Annotated in this window: 16 protein-coding genes; 5 read left to right on the forward strand and 11 right to left on the reverse strand. The window is 42.2% G+C overall.

The window, feature by feature from the left end; translation table 11 throughout:
- Positions 1-58: 58 nt before the first annotated feature.
- The 3 genes from ACFSR5_RS10840 (at position 59) to ACFSR5_RS10850 (ending at position 2,833) form a co-directional block, all read left to right on the forward strand.
- Positions 59-1,375 (forward strand): DUF3472 domain-containing protein, encoded by a 1,317-nt coding sequence (locus ACFSR5_RS10840; protein ID WP_380903614.1) that lies wholly within the window; start codon positions 59-61, stop codon positions 1,373-1,375.
- A gap of 352 nt (positions 1,376-1,727) precedes the next feature.
- Positions 1,728-2,246, forward strand: a complete 519-nt coding sequence (locus ACFSR5_RS10845) for a KdsC family phosphatase (protein ID WP_380903616.1) — start codon at positions 1,728-1,730, stop codon at positions 2,244-2,246.
- A 2-nt stretch (positions 2,247-2,248) separates the two neighbouring features.
- Positions 2,249-2,833, forward strand: a complete 585-nt coding sequence (locus ACFSR5_RS10850) for a Maf family protein (RefSeq protein WP_380903618.1) — start codon at positions 2,249-2,251, stop codon at positions 2,831-2,833.
- Positions 2,834-2,933: 100 nt separating this feature from the next.
- Here ACFSR5_RS10850 and ACFSR5_RS10855 read toward each other — a convergent pair whose 3' ends face one another.
- The 11 genes from ACFSR5_RS10855 to ACFSR5_RS10905 all read right to left on the reverse strand — a co-directional run bounded on the left by ACFSR5_RS10855 (position 2,934) and on the right by ACFSR5_RS10905 (position 14,249).
- Positions 2,934-5,507, reverse strand: coding sequence for a TonB-dependent receptor domain-containing protein (locus tag ACFSR5_RS10855; protein WP_380903620.1), 2,574 nt, complete (start codon positions 5,505-5,507; stop codon positions 2,934-2,936).
- Between the two features lie 83 nt (positions 5,508-5,590).
- Complete coding sequence (locus ACFSR5_RS10860; protein ID WP_380903622.1) at positions 5,591-5,950, reverse strand: hypothetical protein; 360 nt, start codon at positions 5,948-5,950, stop codon at positions 5,591-5,593.
- 476 nt (positions 5,951-6,426) lie between these two features.
- Positions 6,427-7,209: a tryptophan synthase subunit alpha gene (gene trpA, locus ACFSR5_RS10865; RefSeq protein WP_380903624.1), complete on the reverse strand. Its 783-nt coding sequence runs from the start codon at positions 7,207-7,209 to the stop codon at positions 6,427-6,429.
- Positions 7,210-7,219: 10 nt separating this feature from the next.
- The gene (trpB, locus tag ACFSR5_RS10870) at positions 7,220-8,404 is read right to left on the reverse strand and encodes a tryptophan synthase subunit beta (RefSeq protein ID WP_380903626.1); all 1,185 of its coding nucleotides are present in this window, start codon (positions 8,402-8,404) and stop codon (positions 7,220-7,222) included.
- Entirely contained in the window at positions 8,397-9,023 is a 627-nt protein-coding gene (locus tag ACFSR5_RS10875; RefSeq protein WP_380903627.1) for a phosphoribosylanthranilate isomerase, read from the reverse strand. Before ACFSR5_RS10875 ends, trpB begins: the two co-directional genes overlap by 8 nt.
- A complete protein-coding gene (gene trpD / locus ACFSR5_RS10880) occupies positions 9,016-10,005 on the reverse strand; it encodes an anthranilate phosphoribosyltransferase (RefSeq protein WP_380903628.1) in 990 nt (329 codons plus the stop codon). The genes ACFSR5_RS10875 and trpD overlap by 8 nt, the downstream gene beginning before the upstream one ends.
- 207 nt (positions 10,006-10,212) lie before the next feature.
- On the reverse strand, positions 10,213-10,671 hold the full coding sequence (locus ACFSR5_RS10885; protein WP_380903630.1) for a hypothetical protein: 459 nt from the start codon (positions 10,669-10,671) through the stop codon (positions 10,213-10,215).
- 93 nt (positions 10,672-10,764) lie between these two features.
- On the reverse strand, positions 10,765-10,986 hold the full coding sequence (locus ACFSR5_RS10890) for a DUF2795 domain-containing protein (RefSeq protein WP_002996718.1): 222 nt from the start codon (positions 10,984-10,986) through the stop codon (positions 10,765-10,767).
- Positions 10,987-11,167: 181 nt separating this feature from the next.
- Positions 11,168-11,926: an ABC transporter ATP-binding protein gene (locus ACFSR5_RS10895; protein WP_380903632.1), complete on the reverse strand. Its 759-nt coding sequence runs from the start codon at positions 11,924-11,926 to the stop codon at positions 11,168-11,170.
- A gap of 27 nt (positions 11,927-11,953) precedes the next feature.
- Complete coding sequence (locus ACFSR5_RS10900; protein WP_380903634.1) at positions 11,954-12,697, reverse strand: lysophospholipid acyltransferase family protein; 744 nt, start codon at positions 12,695-12,697, stop codon at positions 11,954-11,956.
- Positions 12,698-12,878: 181 nt separating this feature from the next.
- A complete protein-coding gene (locus tag ACFSR5_RS10905) occupies positions 12,879-14,249 on the reverse strand; it encodes a dipeptidase (RefSeq protein WP_380903636.1) in 1,371 nt (456 codons plus the stop codon).
- 207 nt (positions 14,250-14,456) lie between these two features.
- Here ACFSR5_RS10905 and ACFSR5_RS10910 point away from each other — a divergent pair, with 207 nt between their 5' ends.
- Positions 14,457-17,222: an outer membrane beta-barrel protein gene (locus ACFSR5_RS10910; protein WP_380903638.1), complete on the forward strand. Its 2,766-nt coding sequence runs from the start codon at positions 14,457-14,459 to the stop codon at positions 17,220-17,222.
- A 5-nt stretch (positions 17,223-17,227) separates the two neighbouring features.
- The gene (locus ACFSR5_RS10915; RefSeq protein WP_380903640.1) at positions 17,228-18,010 is read left to right on the forward strand and encodes a GLPGLI family protein; all 783 of its coding nucleotides are present in this window, start codon (positions 17,228-17,230) and stop codon (positions 18,008-18,010) included.
- The last annotated feature ends 56 nt before the right edge of the window (positions 18,011-18,066 follow it).

Below are 18,066 nucleotides of genomic sequence, written 5' to 3' on the forward strand. Positions count from 1 at the left end.
GGTTTTTTTGTTTATATGGTTGCCTTCTTTGCATATTGGTGGCTTATTTTAAACCTTTATGGAAAAGAATCGATGTAAAAAAATGTTGTTTCACCTGTTTGTCGTTGTTTGGGTGATGCTGGGGCCGGCAGCAAATCTGAATGGGCAGGTTAAGCAGGTGGAGGCGGTAACTATTCCGGTTTCTGGAAACACGTGGCAACGGCCTAACGAAACGCGCGAACTTGATCGCACAGCAGGTATTTTAGGAGGCGAACAGGGGTCATTGTTTGATACGTATATTCGTTTCAAAGAAAAAGGCGCTATACAGATCGCTCTTCAGTTGGGCCCTGTTCCGGAAACGTCTACGCTCCGTTTGACGGTGAATGGTAAGGAACGACGTTTTACGGTCACACCGGCACTTACTGATCAACTTGTGTCCGCAGGAGTGTTTCACGTGACCGATACGGGCTACGCGCAGATTACATTGGCATCGGTGCAAGGGAAGATGCCAGCGGTACGATCCTATCAAATCGAAGGCGGGAAGACTATACTGGACGGTCTACAGTTTGTCCGGAACAATGAGGATAACTATTACTATTGGGGAAGAAGAGGGCCGTCGGTGCATCTTTCCTATACAGTGCCAAGCGGTACGGATATCGAATATTACTACAATGAACTGACTGTTCCGGAAGGAGAAGATGTGATTGGTTCTTATTTCATGGCGAATGGATTTGCGCAAGGGTATTTTGGGATTCAAGTCAATAGCGAACAGGAGCGTCGGATCCTTTTTTCAGTGTGGAGTCCGTTTCACACAGATAATCCCCAAGAGATTCCCGACGATCAAAAAATTGTTTTGACCAAGAAAGGAAGGGGCGTGTCTACTGGCGAGTTTGGAAATGAAGGGGCTGGCGGGCAATCTTTTTTACGCTATAGTTGGAAAGCTGGACACACGTACCGCTTCTTATTGAAAGGAAAACCAGTTCAAGATAACTATACTGAATTTACAGCATGGTTTTACGCTCCAGAAGAAAGAGAGTGGCGACTTATTGCGCAGTTTTTGAGACCAAAGACATCAACGTTTTTAAAAGGTTTCCATTCCTTTCTTGAAAACTTTATTCCTTCGCAAGGGAATCAAGAGCGACAAGTTTTATTTGGGAATCAATGGATAAGAACCGCTTCAGGACAGTGGCTAGAATGTGTCGATGCGCGGTTTACTGCTGATGCAACGGCGCGTAAGGATTTTCGGTTGGATTATGCAGGCGGCGAAAAAAACGGATTTTTTTTCTTGCGCAATGGCGGTTTTTTTTCTGACTATACGCCGATTGGATCCGCTTTTTCCCGAAAAGCGACGAAAAAACTACCGGACGTCGACCTGGAAAAATTGCCCGTAGAATAGAGGCCTTGATAGCCTCGTTTTTGCTTGTAGCGCTTTCAGATTTACAATTTTGTAAAGTTGTTGTAAAAACAAAACCCTGACGATGGGCGTCAGGGTTTGCTACTAACCAATTATAAACCTAAATTATGAAAAGACAATTTTTCTGCGTAATCTTGATTTCTCTCTGATTACAGTACAAAGATACACTTAAAAACGGTATTCGTCAATCCTTTTTCTTTTATTAGTTGTTTGATCAACTGTTTTCTGACACAGGTCTGATGATATGACTGTTCTTGATAAGTATTTGGCTAAGATGGATTAGGTATGTCGTATCATGGAAGAATGTAGAGGTTTTTAGCTAATTTTGGTCACTATGATTTTACAAGCACTTTCGCAAATCAAATTGCTATTCTTAGATGTCGACGGCGTTCTTACTGACGGATCCGTGTTGGTGACTGAAGAGGGACAGCAACTTCGGAAATTTTCTATCAAGGATGGTTATGCGCTTCAATTGGCAGTAAAGGCAGGACTACGTATCGTGGTGATCAGCGGAGGTAGATCGCAAGGCGTGTTGCTACGATTACAGGGATTGGGGATTAGCGATATCTACTTAGGCGTTTCCGACAAACTGACGCTGATGAAGGAAATCATTGAGGGTAGCGGGGTTGTGTCTCCGGAAATTGCATTTATGGGAGACGATATTCCGGACTTATTATGTATGCAGTACGTCGGTGTGGCGCTTTGTCCGAATGATGCAGTAGAGGAAATTAAGGCCATCTCGGGATATGTATCTCCCCGGAATGGAGGAGACGGATGCGTCCGTGATGTCATTGAAAAAATATTGAAACTACGGGGTCTTTGGAACGCTGATGTTACTGTTAAAAGCGTATAAATATGTTGTTGGATAAATTGAAAAATGTTCGGGTCATTTTGGGTTCTCAGTCGCCACGTAGAAAAGAGCTTTTGGCCAAAATGGGTATTGACTTTATGATCGTCGTAAAAGAAACTGACGAGACCTATGATGCTCAGCAAAATCCTGAGGACATTGTGAAACACATTGCGCGTAATAAATTGATGGGTTTTCACGGAAAGGAGTTTGAAGACGCTTTGGTTATTGCTGCAGATACCGTTGTTGTGCATAGGGGAGAGGTATTAGGTAAGCCACGAAGTGTGTCTGAGGCCGTAAGTGTATTACAAGAATTGCAGGGGCAAAATCACCAGGTTTTAACTGCTGTAGCGTTGCAATATCGTGGTTTAACGCGCTGTTTTGTAGAAGAGACACTGGTCGAGTTTTCCAAGTTAACAGCTGCGGAAATAGATTACTATGTAGAGCAATATCCCCCATTAGACAAGGCCGGTTCATATGGTATACAAGATTGGATCGGAATCGTAGGTGTAAAAGCGGTGACTGGTTCCTACGAAAATGTTGTCGGATTGCCGACAGCCCGGTTGTATCAAGAGCTTAAACAACTTGTCTAAGAGCTAGCAAATTAGATGGCATAAGGCTTCGTGACTAACGATCTTAAAAAACAGGCGGTCTCCGATGTACTTGATCTAAGCATTGGAGACCGCTTGCATTCTATTTGATGGTATATCGTATGCCGGTATAAAACAATCTACCGGCAATCGGCCCCCACAAGAGGTTGGTATCAAAGAAGGAGCCGAAAGGATCATCAAAGGCCAGTATAGGATTCTTTTGGAAGAAATTGGTCAGATTTTCACCGCCCACGTAGATGGCGAAGTGCTGATTCGCTCCGAAGCTTTTGGTTACCTGTGCGTTCATGGTCAGATAAGCGTCGGCATAGTCAGGAAGTTGATAAGCTTTTGGATTAGCATGTGTCGACGGAAGTCGTTTTCTGCCCGTGACATTTAGTGTGTAATCAAAACTCCATCCACTATGTAGATTATATGCTAGATTTGCAAACCCGCGGTGTTTTGCCGTCAACGGTTTCTGCAAGCGCCCCGATTGGTAATCGGTTTGCACATCGAGTAAGCGATAGGCAAGTCTAGTTTCTAAATGTGCAAGGGGCATGAATCTAAATTCCGCTTGCACACTATTTGAAAATGATTTTCCGTTCAGGTTATAAAAAGAGACAGAACGTGGATTTTCCAAATCGACGACGATCTGGTTCGAAAAGCTGTTATGGAATAATTCGAGAGACAGACCAGCTTCCCGGCCGAATAACTGCAGGTCTTGGTCGATTGTTAATCCCGTATTCCATGATATTTCTGGTTGGAGTCCGTAAGCAGTACCATCGTTTACGGACAGTCGATTATAATCAATCGTCCTGCTGGAGGCAAAAATACCCATATTTTCGGCAAAAATATTTGCAGTACGCTGCCCTCTTCCGGAGCTAAGGCGAAGAGTGGTTCCCGTAGCGGGAGCATATCGAACAACAGCTCGAGGCGTGGTAAACCATCCATAGATATTGTTATAATCTTGACGTAGGCCTAAGACGGCGTCGAACTTTTCACTTGGCGCATACGTGTATTCTAAAAAAGCTCCGGATACAGCTTCCGTGCGGTCGAAGTTATACTGTTGTATCTTTTCGTTGTATTTATCGTATGCGATGGATAACCCTGCTTTGTATTTGTGCTGTACGTTGCCTATGACATCTTGATATAGTACATTGGCATAACCGCTATTCTGTTCATTGTCGTAAGTGGTCAGTCCAAAGTAACTTCCCTGGCGGTAGTGAGATCCGGAAAGCTGAATCCCAATGCTCCTTAATTTGTGATTGGGGAAGATATAGCCAATTTTCGCAAAGCCTTCAATGCGATCAATGTCGAAGCCTAAGCCATATCGGTTTGTGGTCAGTTTGTCCGTTTTTTCATTGAAATCAATCTCGCCACCAGTTCGATCATCGTTTAAGTATTTAATTCCAAACTGGGCAATTAGTCCCTTTCCGTTTTCATAGTGCCACCTATTTATCCCGGAGAAGACGTTGCCGACAGGCATGTCCCGGTATCCATTGTTGCTGAAGTTCATCGATTTATTATACATGAAATTGTCGTGAAGCAACAATCCAACGGACCATTTGTCATTCATTTTTTGTGCTAGGTTAAGGTTGATATCCGTGCGGCCCATATTATTTGCGTAGGCATTCAGATGTAGCTTATCGGTATGGTGTGGTTTTTTCAGTTCGACATTAATTTGTCCTGACATACTCTCAAAACCGTTTGCTACAGAGCCCATACCTTTACTAATCTGAATGGATTCGATCCACGGGCCCGCCATGCTGTTTAATCCTAGAGAAGAGGCGAAGCCACGTGGACCTGGCAGATTTTCTACCGTCAGTTGGGTGTAAACACCGCTTAGGCCTAAGAGTTGTATTTGCTTACTTCCGGTGACGGCATCGCTGCTCACGACATCTACGGAAGCATTGGTTGCGAAGCTTTCACTCAAATCACAACATGCTGCTTTGAACAGCTCCTTCGCAGTAATCATTTCTACACGATTCGGTGTGAGGTTCGAAATGTAGTTTGACCGCTGTTTTCTGGATACCACCACTTCCTCCAAAACGTTGTCTTTTGCATGTATGACAAGTACATCGTGCAAATTCTTTACTTGAATGGTATCTGATTTCATCCCCACAAAAGTGACAACCAGATTGGTGTAATCCGATTCATGTTTGATATCAAAAACACCATTTTCGTTGGTTTGTACGACTTTGTCCTCATTCTCTGACCAAAAAATATTAACGCCGGGAATCGGGGTAAGTTCTCCTTTGTCATTTTCCTGAACAACGACACCCCGCACAATATGGTCGTGATCATGCGCGTCATCGTCCGGAGCCGTTACCATCGTGCTGTCCTCTCCGAGGCGATCATATAAACAGCATTGATGTAACTGTTGATACACGTCATCTTTTGCTTTGATTTCGTCGGTATCATGGCCTACGTCGGCAATGGCCTGTTTGATTGCCCGGCCGCTTGTTTTCGTGCTTAAGAAAGATACGGTGGCAAGGTTAGATTGGGTATCCCATGTGGCTTCTGACACGCCTTTAATTTTGGCGGCCTGTTCAATGCGCTGCTTGCATAATCCGCAGTTTCCTGCCACTTCGAATGTAATTGTACTGTCGCTCTGTGCGTTTGTGCCTAGATAGCACTGAACAAATATAAAAGTAAGTATTCCTTTAAAAATTGATTTCATTAGATTGAATTTGATGTTAAATACGCATATACCTCCTGATCAATAGATCGAGAAAAGGCAGTTTTTTGGAAACTAGCTGTGTATCAAATTCTAAAGTTGCGATGCATTAGATATGGAGGCGGACTGCTGTATGCTGTTCGCTCGGTGCGATCTACAATGATCCAGGATTCATCCTGAGGAAGGAGATGACAAACCGTGATCCAATGTAGTGTAAGAACAGCAGGAGATAGCGCTAAAAAGGAAAGCGTTGCGGTTCTGTTTTCCGCTCCTTGTTCTCCTTTTTTTAGATCAACCTGAATGTCTTGACAGCAATCGTGTTGTTCATCAGAACATAACGTGGAGGCTGGCTCATCTTCGGAGGATTGATTGCAAATGGGGCAACTGTCCTGTTCTTTATTTTTGTTCTGCGTTATCCACACTGTTTCTCCATGACATAGATGCATATAAACGGAGGCACCGGTACATGTAACCGTGTAGAAAAATAATAACAGATATGCAAGAATAGCCTTCACCGTCACAAAGATAATAAATCTGTTTCAGAGGTTTGTAACGTTTTCGACATATCGGTGTAAACAATGTGGAAAAATAAATTTCAAAGCACGAATAGCTTTTGATAAATTTATTGTCTAAACATTATAAACCAATCGGAATGGAAACGTTATTAATTGAGCCTGAATTCTCGCTTGCGATGGCCGCTTTTTTGGTGGTAACGGCTGTCGTGCTTTTTAAGCTATATTCAAAGTTCGTGAAGGAATTTTAGACGCGGTTGGTGGAAGTACTTGTTAAGGTAGTACTATCTGCGATAGCTTTTGCGCGATGTTGCCTCGTACTCGTTGGCTAGGGACGCTAGGTTTTACCATACGATACCGCTGCCCTACTGGTATCGTATGGTAATTGTTCATCTAAAAGGCAGGTTTGCTTAAACGGATTTCGCTATTTTCCCTTTAATGCCTTGTACGAAATCCGTGATAGCATGTTCATAATTTTCGGCTTCAAGAAGCCTTACAAACGCGCTTCCAATAATGGCGCCTTTGGCATAGTTGGTCGCTTTTTGGAAGGTGAACCTATCGGATATGCCGAACCCGATAACAAGCGGATTTTTTAGCTTCATATCTTTAAGACGTTGGAAATAACGCTCAGTTTGGTTGCCCACATCTAGATCTTTTCCTGTGGTGGCATTGGACGACAATAAATAAATAAAGCTATTTGAAAGCCTATCTATTTTACGAATACGCTCTTCGGAAGTTTGTGGGGTCACTAAAAAAATATTACTTACCTGATATTGATGGAAGATGTTTTGATAAAGATCTTCGTATTCATACATCGGTAGATCAGGGATGATTACACCATTAATGCCTGCTTGCTGACAGTCTCGACAAAAATTTTCGACTCCGTATTGTAATACAGGATTACAGTATCCCATTAGAAACACCGGTATGGACACTTTCTCGCGGAGTTCTTTTAGTTGTTCGAACAAAAGCTTGAGTGTCATTCCGTTCTTCAGGGCGACCTCCGAACTGTGTTGTATAACTGGCCCGTCAGCCACCGGATCGGAATACGGGAATCCGATTTCCAGGAAGTCGGCACCGGCTTTTTCTAGCTTCTCGGCGATAGACACGGTACTGTCTAAAGTGGGATAGCCAGCTGTATAATAAATTGAAAGAAGCCTGTTTTGGCTTTCGTCGTTAAATATGTTCTGCATGACGTTTATCTTAAAATCCGAAATATTTCATGTAGTTATCTAAGTCTTTGTCTCCTCGTCCAGAGAGGCAAATCACCACATTTTCGTTACCTGTGAAGGTCATTTTTTCCAGGTAGGCCAGAGCGTGTGAACTTTCGATCGCCGGAATAATACCTTCTAGTTGTGTCAGTAATAAGCCTGCTTGCATGGCTTCGGCGTCGGTGATACTGACATATTGTCCTCGTCCGCTTTTGTAGAGCCAAGCATGTTGTGGGCCAATTCCCGGATAGTCGAGACCGGCAGAAATAGAATAAGGCTCTACGACTTGTCCGTCGTCGGTTTGCATTAATAAGGAGCGGCTGCCATGTAATACACCTTCTTTGCCCAGCGCTGTTGTAGCAGCGGACTCTCCGCTATCTATACCGTGTCCGGCGGCCTCCACAGCTATCAATTTGACCTCTTCATCATTCAGAAAATGATAAAACATACCTGCAGCATTTGATCCCCCGCCAACACAAGCGAGTACGTAATTGGGCAAGCTGCTTCCGGTTTTCTCCAGAAGTTGTCTTTTGGTTTCTTCGGATATGATGGACTGGAATCTAGCTACCAAGTCTGGATAGGGGTGTGGCCCCACGACAGAACCGATAATATAATGTGTATCCACCGGATTGTTTATCCAGTCGCGAAGGGCTTCGTTGGTCGCATCTTTCAGGGTTTTACTACCAGATTGTGCAGCAACCACCTTAGCTCCCATCATTTTCATACGTGCGACGTTAGGAGCCTGTCGTTGAATGTCGATTTCGCCCATGTACACGACACATTCCAAACCTTTTAGCGCGCATACGGTCGCGGTGGCTACACCATGTTGTCCGGCGCCCGTTTCTGCAATGATCCTTTTTTTGCCCAGGCGCTCTGCCAATAGAATCTGACCGATCGTATTGTTAATTTTATGTGCTCCTGTGTGATTCAAGTCCTCCCGTTTCAGGAAGATATTCGCGCCATATCGTTCGGAAAGGCGCTTGGCGAAATACAAAGGAGAGGGCCGGCCAACGTAGTCCGTTAACAACGCATGAAATTCCTGAAGAAAGCTCTCTTCTTGCATAATGTCCAAGTATTTTTTTTGCAGCTCTTCAACGTTGGGATAGAGCATTTCAGGGATGTATGCCCCTCCAAAAGGGCCGTAATATCCTTTATCGTTTACTTGATATTTACTCATGATTGATAATTTTCAGTGCTTTTTTTATTTGGTTGATATCTTTTAAAGCAGGCGCTGTTTCAAATTTTGAATTTAGATCTACTCCGACTAATCGATGGTCGGCCAATTGTAGTACAGCAGGAAGATTTTCCAGGCTTAAGCCTCCGCTTAGAAAATAAGGAACAGGCAATTGATATTCTTTAAGTTGATTCCAATCGAATGCTCGCCCCGTGCCGCCATGTTCCGGATCGCTTGTATCGAAAAGAAAATAATCGACAGCGTGTTGATAGTCGGCCAATTTTGTCCAATCGACGGTTGAATGTATTCCGAATGCTTTGATCACCTCTACACCGGATTCCTGAAGTTGTTTGCACAAAGCCGGGGGCTCTTGTCCATGTAGTTGCACCACCTCTATACCGGCTTGTATTTTGTCCAATATGCATGTTTCCGACGCGTCGACAAAAACACCCACTTTCTTTATGGTAGGAGGGAGCAGAATATAAGGCAGATGGTCGACATGGCGTTTGGACTTTTCGTAAAAGATGAATCCCATATAGTCAATGGGCAGCTGGGCCAACGATTGTATGTTTGTATCATCGCGCATGCCGCATACCTTGACTTTCAGCGTAGTATTAGTCATGTATTAGTTTATTAAAACTTTGTAACGCTTTTTTGCCCAAAAGAGAGGTTTCCGCTTCATAGTAACAGTCGCCAAACGTCTTTTCTGGATGGATTGTCTTAATGGCAAAAGCCGCATTGGTCAACACCACGTTGTTCTGCTTATCGTTTCCTTGGCCAGAAATAATGGAGTGAAAGATTTTAGCGGCCTCTTCGATGCTATTCCCGCCTGCGAGATCATCGCTTATGACGGTCGAGAATCCGAGATCCTCGACTTTGTAATAACGTTCACCTTCGTTATTGATTACTTTGAAGTCGCCGGTCAAAGATATTTCGTCGTACCCATCGAGTGCATGTATAATGCTGTATTTCTTGTCTGCTCCCTGGTATAAGTAGTTGTACAGGCGTGCAAGTTCTAAGCTAAATACACCAACGGATTGAAATTTTGGATTCGCTGGATTTGTGAGTGGACCTAGCATATTGAAGAACGTTTTTACGCCTAAAGCTTTTCGTATAGGTGCCACAGTTTTCATAGCGGGATGAAAAAGCGGGGCATGTAAGAAACAGATATGTGCTTCATCCAACTGCCGATGTAGCTCGTCCGGATCGTTCGTAAATGTGTATCCCAGATATTCCATAACGTTGGAGGATCCGCAACCGGAAGATACGCCCACATTGCCATGTTTAGCAACATGATAGCCAGCTCCAGCCACAATGAAAGAGGCGAGTGTCGAGATGTTGAACGTATTTTTTCCGTCGCCCCCAGTCCCGCATAGATCGATGAGGTCATATCCCGGAAATTCAAGTTTCACACAGAGATCATACATAGCGTTGCGAAAGCCACTTAGTTCTTCGACGCGAATGCTTCGCATACCGTATGTTGTCATAAACGCGGCAATTTGATGTGGATCATATTGGCCTGTAGCTATATTGGTGAGTATAGCATAGGCTTCGTCTTTCGTGAATGTTTTATACTCAAATAAATGAGCTAATATCTCTTTCATAATCTATTAAACTATAATAAAAAAGGGCCTGCCTCTTCAGGCAAGCCCACTATCTTTTGATATACAATTTTCAAGCAATAGGTTTTTGCCACAACATTAACAGTTGCGCCACCACCATGCTTTTGCGATCATCGACTCGTTCATACTATTTTGTTACTAACAAATATCTATTATTTATGAAGGAAGTGCAAATTTTTGTTTAAAAAATTAATAAGTCACGAAATGTGCGATTTTATCACCTTTGGAAACTAACGTAAATGAAGCAATTTTATCCTGTGCCACGTAGATCGCCAACATCTGTCTATTTTTGTACTGTAAAAAGTACATTCGATTTGTTGGTTTACCTTCAGGATCGATGTCCCGCGTTTCTCGTTTTGGTAATTCGTGGAAAGGGATGTAGTGGATGTCATTTATATTTTTCGTCTGTAGGTTGACCCGAATTTCTTCGATACTAGCTTCCAAATAGTCGTATCCTTCGTGGGTGTCTGTCTCTTCAATCAACACGTGCTGACTTAAGATGATATCAGCGCGTATAGCTGGGTCGGCGATATCACGGATGAATGCTTGTATCCGTTTAATATCGGTTTCCTGCACAGAAGATGTTTGTGCGTTTCCGGTAGTTGCAAAAAACGGGATTAGAAAAAAGATGATCAACGTTCTCGACATATCGAATAAGGTATATTTGATCAGACAATTCTATATCCAAAAGGATTAATCTTCCTATACAAAAAACGCCTCATAGAGGCGTTTTTATGTCAATTAATACTCGTCTTCGTTGAAAAAGAAGTCATCCTTGGTAGGATAGTCTGGCCAAATCTCTTCAATGTTTTCATAAGGCTCTCCATCATCTTCTAAAGCTTGAAGGTTTTCAATCACTTCAACAGGAGCGCCAGAACGAATAGCATAGTCGATTAACTCATCTTTAGTTGCTGGCCAAGGTGCATCCTCCAAATGTGATGCGAGTTCTAGTGTCCAATACATATCTAATAATTTAAGTTGCTATTTTTCGCAAAAATAACATTATTATTTACTAAATCAAGTCAAAAGAATGTTATCAATTTTTTTTGAGTATAACGTATTGATAGATAGTGAAATAAAATATTATATACAGTCGATCGGAGATGTTTATCCGGGTCTTCAAGGTGAGGAATAGCACACATTATCACATACTTTCGAAATCCGATCCTTTTTCTTTAAGGGCGTCTAGACGCGGTATGACGGATTTGACGTGTGGATTCAGGTAATCGTCCTCAATGAGGCCGTCACGCATACGAACAATTCGGTGAGCATGTTGTGCGATATCTTCTTCGTGTGTTACGAGGATAATGGTATTACCTTTAGCATGTATGTCTTCCATCAATCCCATAATTTCTACCGATGTTTTGGTATCTAAGTTTCCGGTTGGTTCATCTGCTAAGATGATGGACGGATCGTTGATCAAGGCACGTGCTACGGCCACACGTTGACGTTGCCCCCCCGATAGTTCGTTGGGTTTGTGGTCTACGCGATTTCCCAACCCCACATTCTCTAAGGCAAGAAGCGCTCGCTCCTCTCTATTTTTCTTGTTAAAACCGGCATAAATGAGTGGTAAGGCTACATTTTCTAGAGCCGTGCTCTTAGGGAGTAGATTAAACGTCTGAAAAACAAAGCCTATTTCTTTATTGCGGACTTCTGCTAGTTCGTTCTCACTCATATCCGAAACGTTGATCCCGTTTAATATGTATTGACCTTTACTCGGAGTATCCAGGCAACCTAGAATATTCATCAGTGTTGATTTTCCGGATCCAGAGGGGCCCATTAAAGCGACAAACTCTCCTTTTTTTATGGTCAAGGAGACGGATTTAAGCGCGTGTATCTTTTCCGAACCGATTACGTATTCACGTCCGATATCTTCAATTTGAATTAAATAATTATCCTCCATGAGCTCTTGGTTATAGCAGGCCTTAAGTTACGATTTATTACACATATCCCAAGCCTCTTTCATCTTATCATAAACTTGAGCTTCTAATGATACGTGTTTTTTCTGATCGTAGTCTGTTGTTTGTATAGGTGCCAATACCCTGACGTGTATTGTTCCTGGTTTTGATCCGTATGTATTTCCGTCATCCCATAAGATCTTCCATGCATCTTGGATGACAATTGGCAAAATAGGCATCTGATTCTCACTGGCCAGTCTAAAGGCGCCTGATTTAAATTCGTGCAGTACAGGGGGGTAGTGATTATCAATTTTTCCTTCTGGAAAAATGACTAAAGATTTTCCTTGTCCCAACAGGTCTATCGCTCGTTTGTAGGCTTTGAACGAAGAGATTTTACTGTCTCTTTTTACAGGGATGTCGATGGTTCGGAAAAATATACCCGTCACGGGATTACGGAGTAATTCAACTTTTCCCATAAACGAGAAAGGGGTGCGGCAGAGGTAGTTCAACACGGTAATATCTAAAAAAGAAGTATGGTTTGGACAAAGAACATAATTTTTTGACCAATCTATATTTTGTTCAAACTCGACCTTTATCCGTATGCCGACGGCGTAAATACCTGCTAAGCTTATCCATCGCCGCAGCGATACAATTTTATTATAATTTTTTTGATAATCAAGTGCATAAAAGAAGAGAAGCGGGTAGCCTAATGAGAAAAAAAAGAGGACGGAAGCGAAGTAGGCGTATAGATGCAGTTTTCTCCATGCTTTAATCATATTCAAACTTACAAGATTTCCGTTAAAAAGAAATCATAGCACCAGTACGTTTTGAGTAAAAATGTTTTTTCTGTGTCCATGAAAGAAAAATCCATCTAAAAGTTTTTCTAGATGGATTCATTTTGTTTGCAGATCCGCAGCGCACTGATAACCTTTAGAGAGGTCAGTGGGCTCTGTCGTACTACCTGCTTAATTCCGCATAATATTTAAAAAAGGATGGTATGGTTTCGATACCCTTTAAATAATTAGCAATGCCATACTTTTCATTTGGAGAATGCAGGTTGTCGCTATCTAGTCCGAAACCCAGCAATACCGTTTTTACCCCAAGTTCTTTTTCAAATAAAGCGACGATTGGGATTGATCCCCCTCCGCGTGTTGGAATAGGCTTTTTAAGAAATGCTTCCTCCAATGCCATTTCTGCAGCTTTGTATGCGATGCTATCTGTAGGCGTTACAACAGGCTCTCCACCGTGATGCGGTTTCACATGTACTTTAACATAATGAGGAGCGATATTCTCAAAATGCTTTTTGAACAGTTCGGTGATTCGGTTCGAATCCTGATTGGGAACAAGACGCATAGAAATCTTTGCAAAAGCCTTGGCCGGTAATACGGTTTTAGCTCCTTCGCCAATATATCCACCCCATATTCCGTTTACCTCCAGGGTGGGTCGTATACCGGTCCGTTCGATAGTGGTGTAGTCTTTCTCTCCCCAAACATCTTCAATACCTAAATCAGACTTATAGGTTTCGATATCAAAGGGTGCCTGATTCAGCGCAGCTCTTTCTTCAGGACTTAGCTCGACGACATCGTCATAAAAACCAGGAATAGCGATGTGATTATTTTCGTCGTGGAGAGAAGCAATCAATTTCGATAAAATGGTCGCCGGATTGGCAACAGCTCCTCCGTATACACCGGAATGCAGATCCCGATTTGGTCCAGTTACTTCGACTTCTACATAGGAAAGCCCACGTAGCCCTGTCTCTAAGGAAGGCTGCTCCATGCTGATCATTGATGTATCTGAAATAACAATTACATCATTTTGAAGGCGCACTTTGTTCTCTTTAACAAAAGTACCAAGATTGGCCGAACCGACTTCTTCTTCTCCTTCAATCATGAATTTGACATTGCAAGATAGGGCGTTGTTACGCATCATATATTCAAATGCTTTTATGTGCATATAGAATTGCCCCTTGTCGTCAGCGGCACCTCTCGCGTAGATTTTGCCATCGCGTACCGTCGGTTCGAACGGCGGGGTGTCCCATAATTCCAATGGATCTGCGGGTTGTACATCATAGTGACCATAGATCAATACCGTAGGCAATGAGGGGTTGATCAGTTTCTCTCCATACACGATAGGATTGCCGGCGGTCGGACAAACTTCCACGTTGTCAGCACCTGCCTCTTGTAATTTTTCTGCGACAAAATTTGCTGTTTTCAGTACATCGTCTTTGTATTGCGGATCGGCACTGATGGATGGAAAACGTAGTAATGCGAATAATTCGTCTAAAAACCTCTCTTTATGTGACTGAACGTACTCCTTTATTGTTTGCATAATGTTGTGTTTTTGACAAAGCTACCAATTATAATTTTTTTAACTGTAACATTTCGGTATTTCTAGCGACTGATAATTTGTGTGATAAACCAACCTCTCGATGTGCTGTGATCGTGTTAAAGAAATGTTAAATATTTCAATCAGATTTGAGGTTGAGTTTAATTATGATATTTTCGTAGAAATATTAGATTTTAGAATAACCGATTTATGAAGAGACTAACCCTGTTGTTTTCCTTCATGCTCGTCTTGGGATGTTTTGGTTTGTATGCGCAAACGAAGATCACGGGCGAAATTGTAGACGAGGGAGACAAGACCACCAAACTCACGAATGCCACGATTATGTTGTTGCAGGCAAAGGATTCTATTCTTGTGGATTTTGTCCGAGCCAACGAAAGCGGTAAATTCGTATTGACCAAGCCAGACACTATTCCTTACCTATTAATAGCTTCCTATCCAAAGTTTGGAGCGTATTATAAGGAAATCAACGAAGATGTCGATTTGAATCTGGGACAAATTGGGCTGACTAGTGTCAGTAACCTGATCGAAGAAGTCATGGTAACGGGAAAAATTCCAGTAGTTATCAAGGGGGATACCACGGAGTACGACGCCTCTAGTTTTGCCGTAGAAAAGAATGCCAAAGTAGAAGATTTATTGAACGTATTACCCGGTATTTCCGTCGATGCTGACGGGAAAATTACTGCCCAAGGGAAGACTGTAGAGAAAGTTTTGGTTGACGGGGAAGAGTTTTTCGGGAATGATCCTACGTTGGTGACCCGCAACGTGCGATCCGATATGGTTGACAAGGTACAGGTTTATGAAAAGAAGTCGGAGGAAGCGGAACGTACTGGTGTGGACGATGGACAACGTATACAAACGATCAATTTAAAACTAAAGGAAGATTCAAAAAAAGGAATGTTCGGGAAGCTCGAAGGAGGTGGAGGAGCTGATAAGGACAATGGATATTACTCAGGGACGATGGCTGTAAATAAGTTTAATGGCTCCCAAAAGATCGGTCTTTTTGGTATAACATCTAATGACGGCACGGTATCATTGAACTGGCAGGATAGTGAAAAATTTGGCTTTTCGAATATGAATTCCGAAGTATCTGATGATGGGTCTGTTTATTTTAGTTGGACCGGGGACAACATGGATTATTGGAACGGAAGGGGGCGTCCACGGGCCATTAATACAGGGGTATCATATGCTGACGCCTGGAAGGAATCCAAGCATAAACTGAACATGAACTACAAATTCGGGATTATTGAAAATGACGAAATCTCGAATACGATTACTCAAAGAAATCTCGAGGAGTCTGTGCAAAATTCCGTAGAAAATAAAGCGAGCTTCACTCGAAACCAGAAACACCGTTTTAACGGACGTTACGATCTTAAAATAGACTCGGCTACGACATTGACCATGACGCTCGGTGCTGCCAAAGGCAAATCGGAGGTTGATAAATCCACTGACGCGATCGTTTCGGATAGCCAGGGGAATGACTTAAATAAGAATGTTAACGCGCAGAAAAGCGAGTCAGATAATCAATCGATGGACTATAGTGCTTATCTGACTAGAAAGTTGAAGAAAGAGGGGCGTTCAATTGCCTTGCGCATAAACGGGAATTTTAATGAGACTGATGGAGATGGATTCCTAAGATCCAGAACAGATTTTTATGCACAGGATAGTCTTATGGAAATTGATCAGCGAAAAGAGCTCCGTTCTACAAGTTCGAATGTGCGCACATCATTGGCGTATTCGGAGCCCATTACTAAGAGGTTGACCGGTACGGCACAGTATGAATTCACGCGAGGAGCGTCCTCTTCGGTCAATAGTTCTTTTAATCGTGCTGATGGAAGTGACCGATATATCGAACTTGATCGGGAGTTTAGTAATGATTTCGACTTTAACACCACTAGACATGCGGCCAACTTATCGTTGAATTATCGTTCTGATCTCATTGATGCAAATTTGACCAATAACATCCGCGACGACAAAATGTACCAGATCAACAACTACGAAGACATGAGCTTGGAGCGGAGTTTCCTTACCTACAATCCTACATTTTACATGCGGTATAAATTTTCGAAGACAAAGGGTTTGGGCTTCCGATTCAGCCGAAATAATGCCTTGCCATCGTTGACTCAGATTCAACCGTTGCGGCAAAACACAGATCCTTTAAACATTGTCGTTGGAAATGAAAATCTCAGGCCTTCACAAAGCAATACGTATAATCTGAATTATAACACGTATAACATGTTGAAAAATGCATATGGTTATGTTAATTTGAATTGGACGCAACGCTTCAATAACATACAACAAAATATTACTATCGAACCTAATGGTATGCAGATATTGTCTTATGCTAATTTAGACCGTGTGGCAAATACAATCAGTCTTTGGAGTAATTTTGGACGGGATCTCCTGAAGAAACAAAAAGTGCGAGTCAATATTGGCGCCGACGGAACCTATAATAATTATTTTAACTATATTAATGGAAATCTAAGTGAAAATAATAACTTCAATGTTTCCGCGTCGCTCGGTTTTCATAGAAATACGAAGAAAGGATTAGATTTTTCATTAGATTTTTCACCCGGATTCAATATCTTAAAAAATTCCTTTCAACCTGATCTAAGCAGCAATGGATTTACATACAATTCGCAAATGAATGTAGAATACTATCTGCCTTGGAAAGTGAAAATTTATTCCAATATGAATTACATGTATCAAGCTGCGACAGCTGCTTTTGACGACAAGATCGAACGGTTACTGTGGCGACCAGGGGTTAATAAAAAATTTCTTAAAGATGAGTCGTTGACGGTAGAATTTTATGTCAATGATGCGCTTAACCAAAATATTGGATTCTCCCGGCAGCAAAATGCGAGTACACTGGTTCAGGATCGTTATAATACGATATCTCGTTATTTTATGTTAAAAGTAAGTTGGGATTTTACATCCATGAAAGGAGGAAAAGAATAATGAAAATGAAACTGATATTCACGGTGTTCGCGTTTGTTTTGTTGCATTTAACTTACGCGCAGTATGCTTATTTTCCGGAGGCAGGAATTATTCACTATGAAAAAACGGTGCATGTGAAAAATTTCATGAAACGGCAGATGTCCTTATCTAAGGATGATGGATTTGATCGGACATATGTGGAACAACTTATGGGAAAAGCACCTGATACCTACATTTTCAAAAATAAATTACTGTTTCAAGGGGATGAGTCAAGATACGAGCCTGTAAAAGAGGAGTTAACAGGAGTCATGCGAAACCTAATTTGGTTTGGTTTTGATTATTCAACGGTCTATTACCAGAATCAACATAATGGGGCGTTCAAGAGCGTAGCGGAATATGTGGGGTCAAATATTTTGACAGTTGACTCGCTTTTACAGGTTAAATGGAAAATTACTGACGAGTATAGAACAATTGCCGGATATAATTGTCGGCGGGCAAATGGTGTTGTATTGGATTCAGTTTTTGTAGTCGCTTTCTATACCGATGATATTCCGCTGTCATCAGGCCCTGGCGCATTTCATGGATTACCAGGCATGATTCTCGGTTTGGTTGTTCCTGAACAGCATTACAATATCTATGCGACAAAGGTGGATTTTACGCAGCCACAAATATCTGCCGATTTAGGTAAGAAAAAAGATAAGCCGATGACACGGGAGGAACTGAAAGTTTTCCTGCGCGATCGTATGCGTGTCGGAGATTGGAGCACTGAGCAGCAATTGAATTTCCTGTTAACCAATCTTTATTTATAACTGGTCATTACATAAAAAAGCCCGATTGCGTGCAATCGGGCTTTTTATTTATCAAC

This window comes from Sphingobacterium suaedae (genome assembly GCF_042684625.1).
Classification (GTDB): domain Bacteria; phylum Bacteroidota; class Bacteroidia; order Sphingobacteriales; family Sphingobacteriaceae; genus Sphingobacterium; species Sphingobacterium suaedae.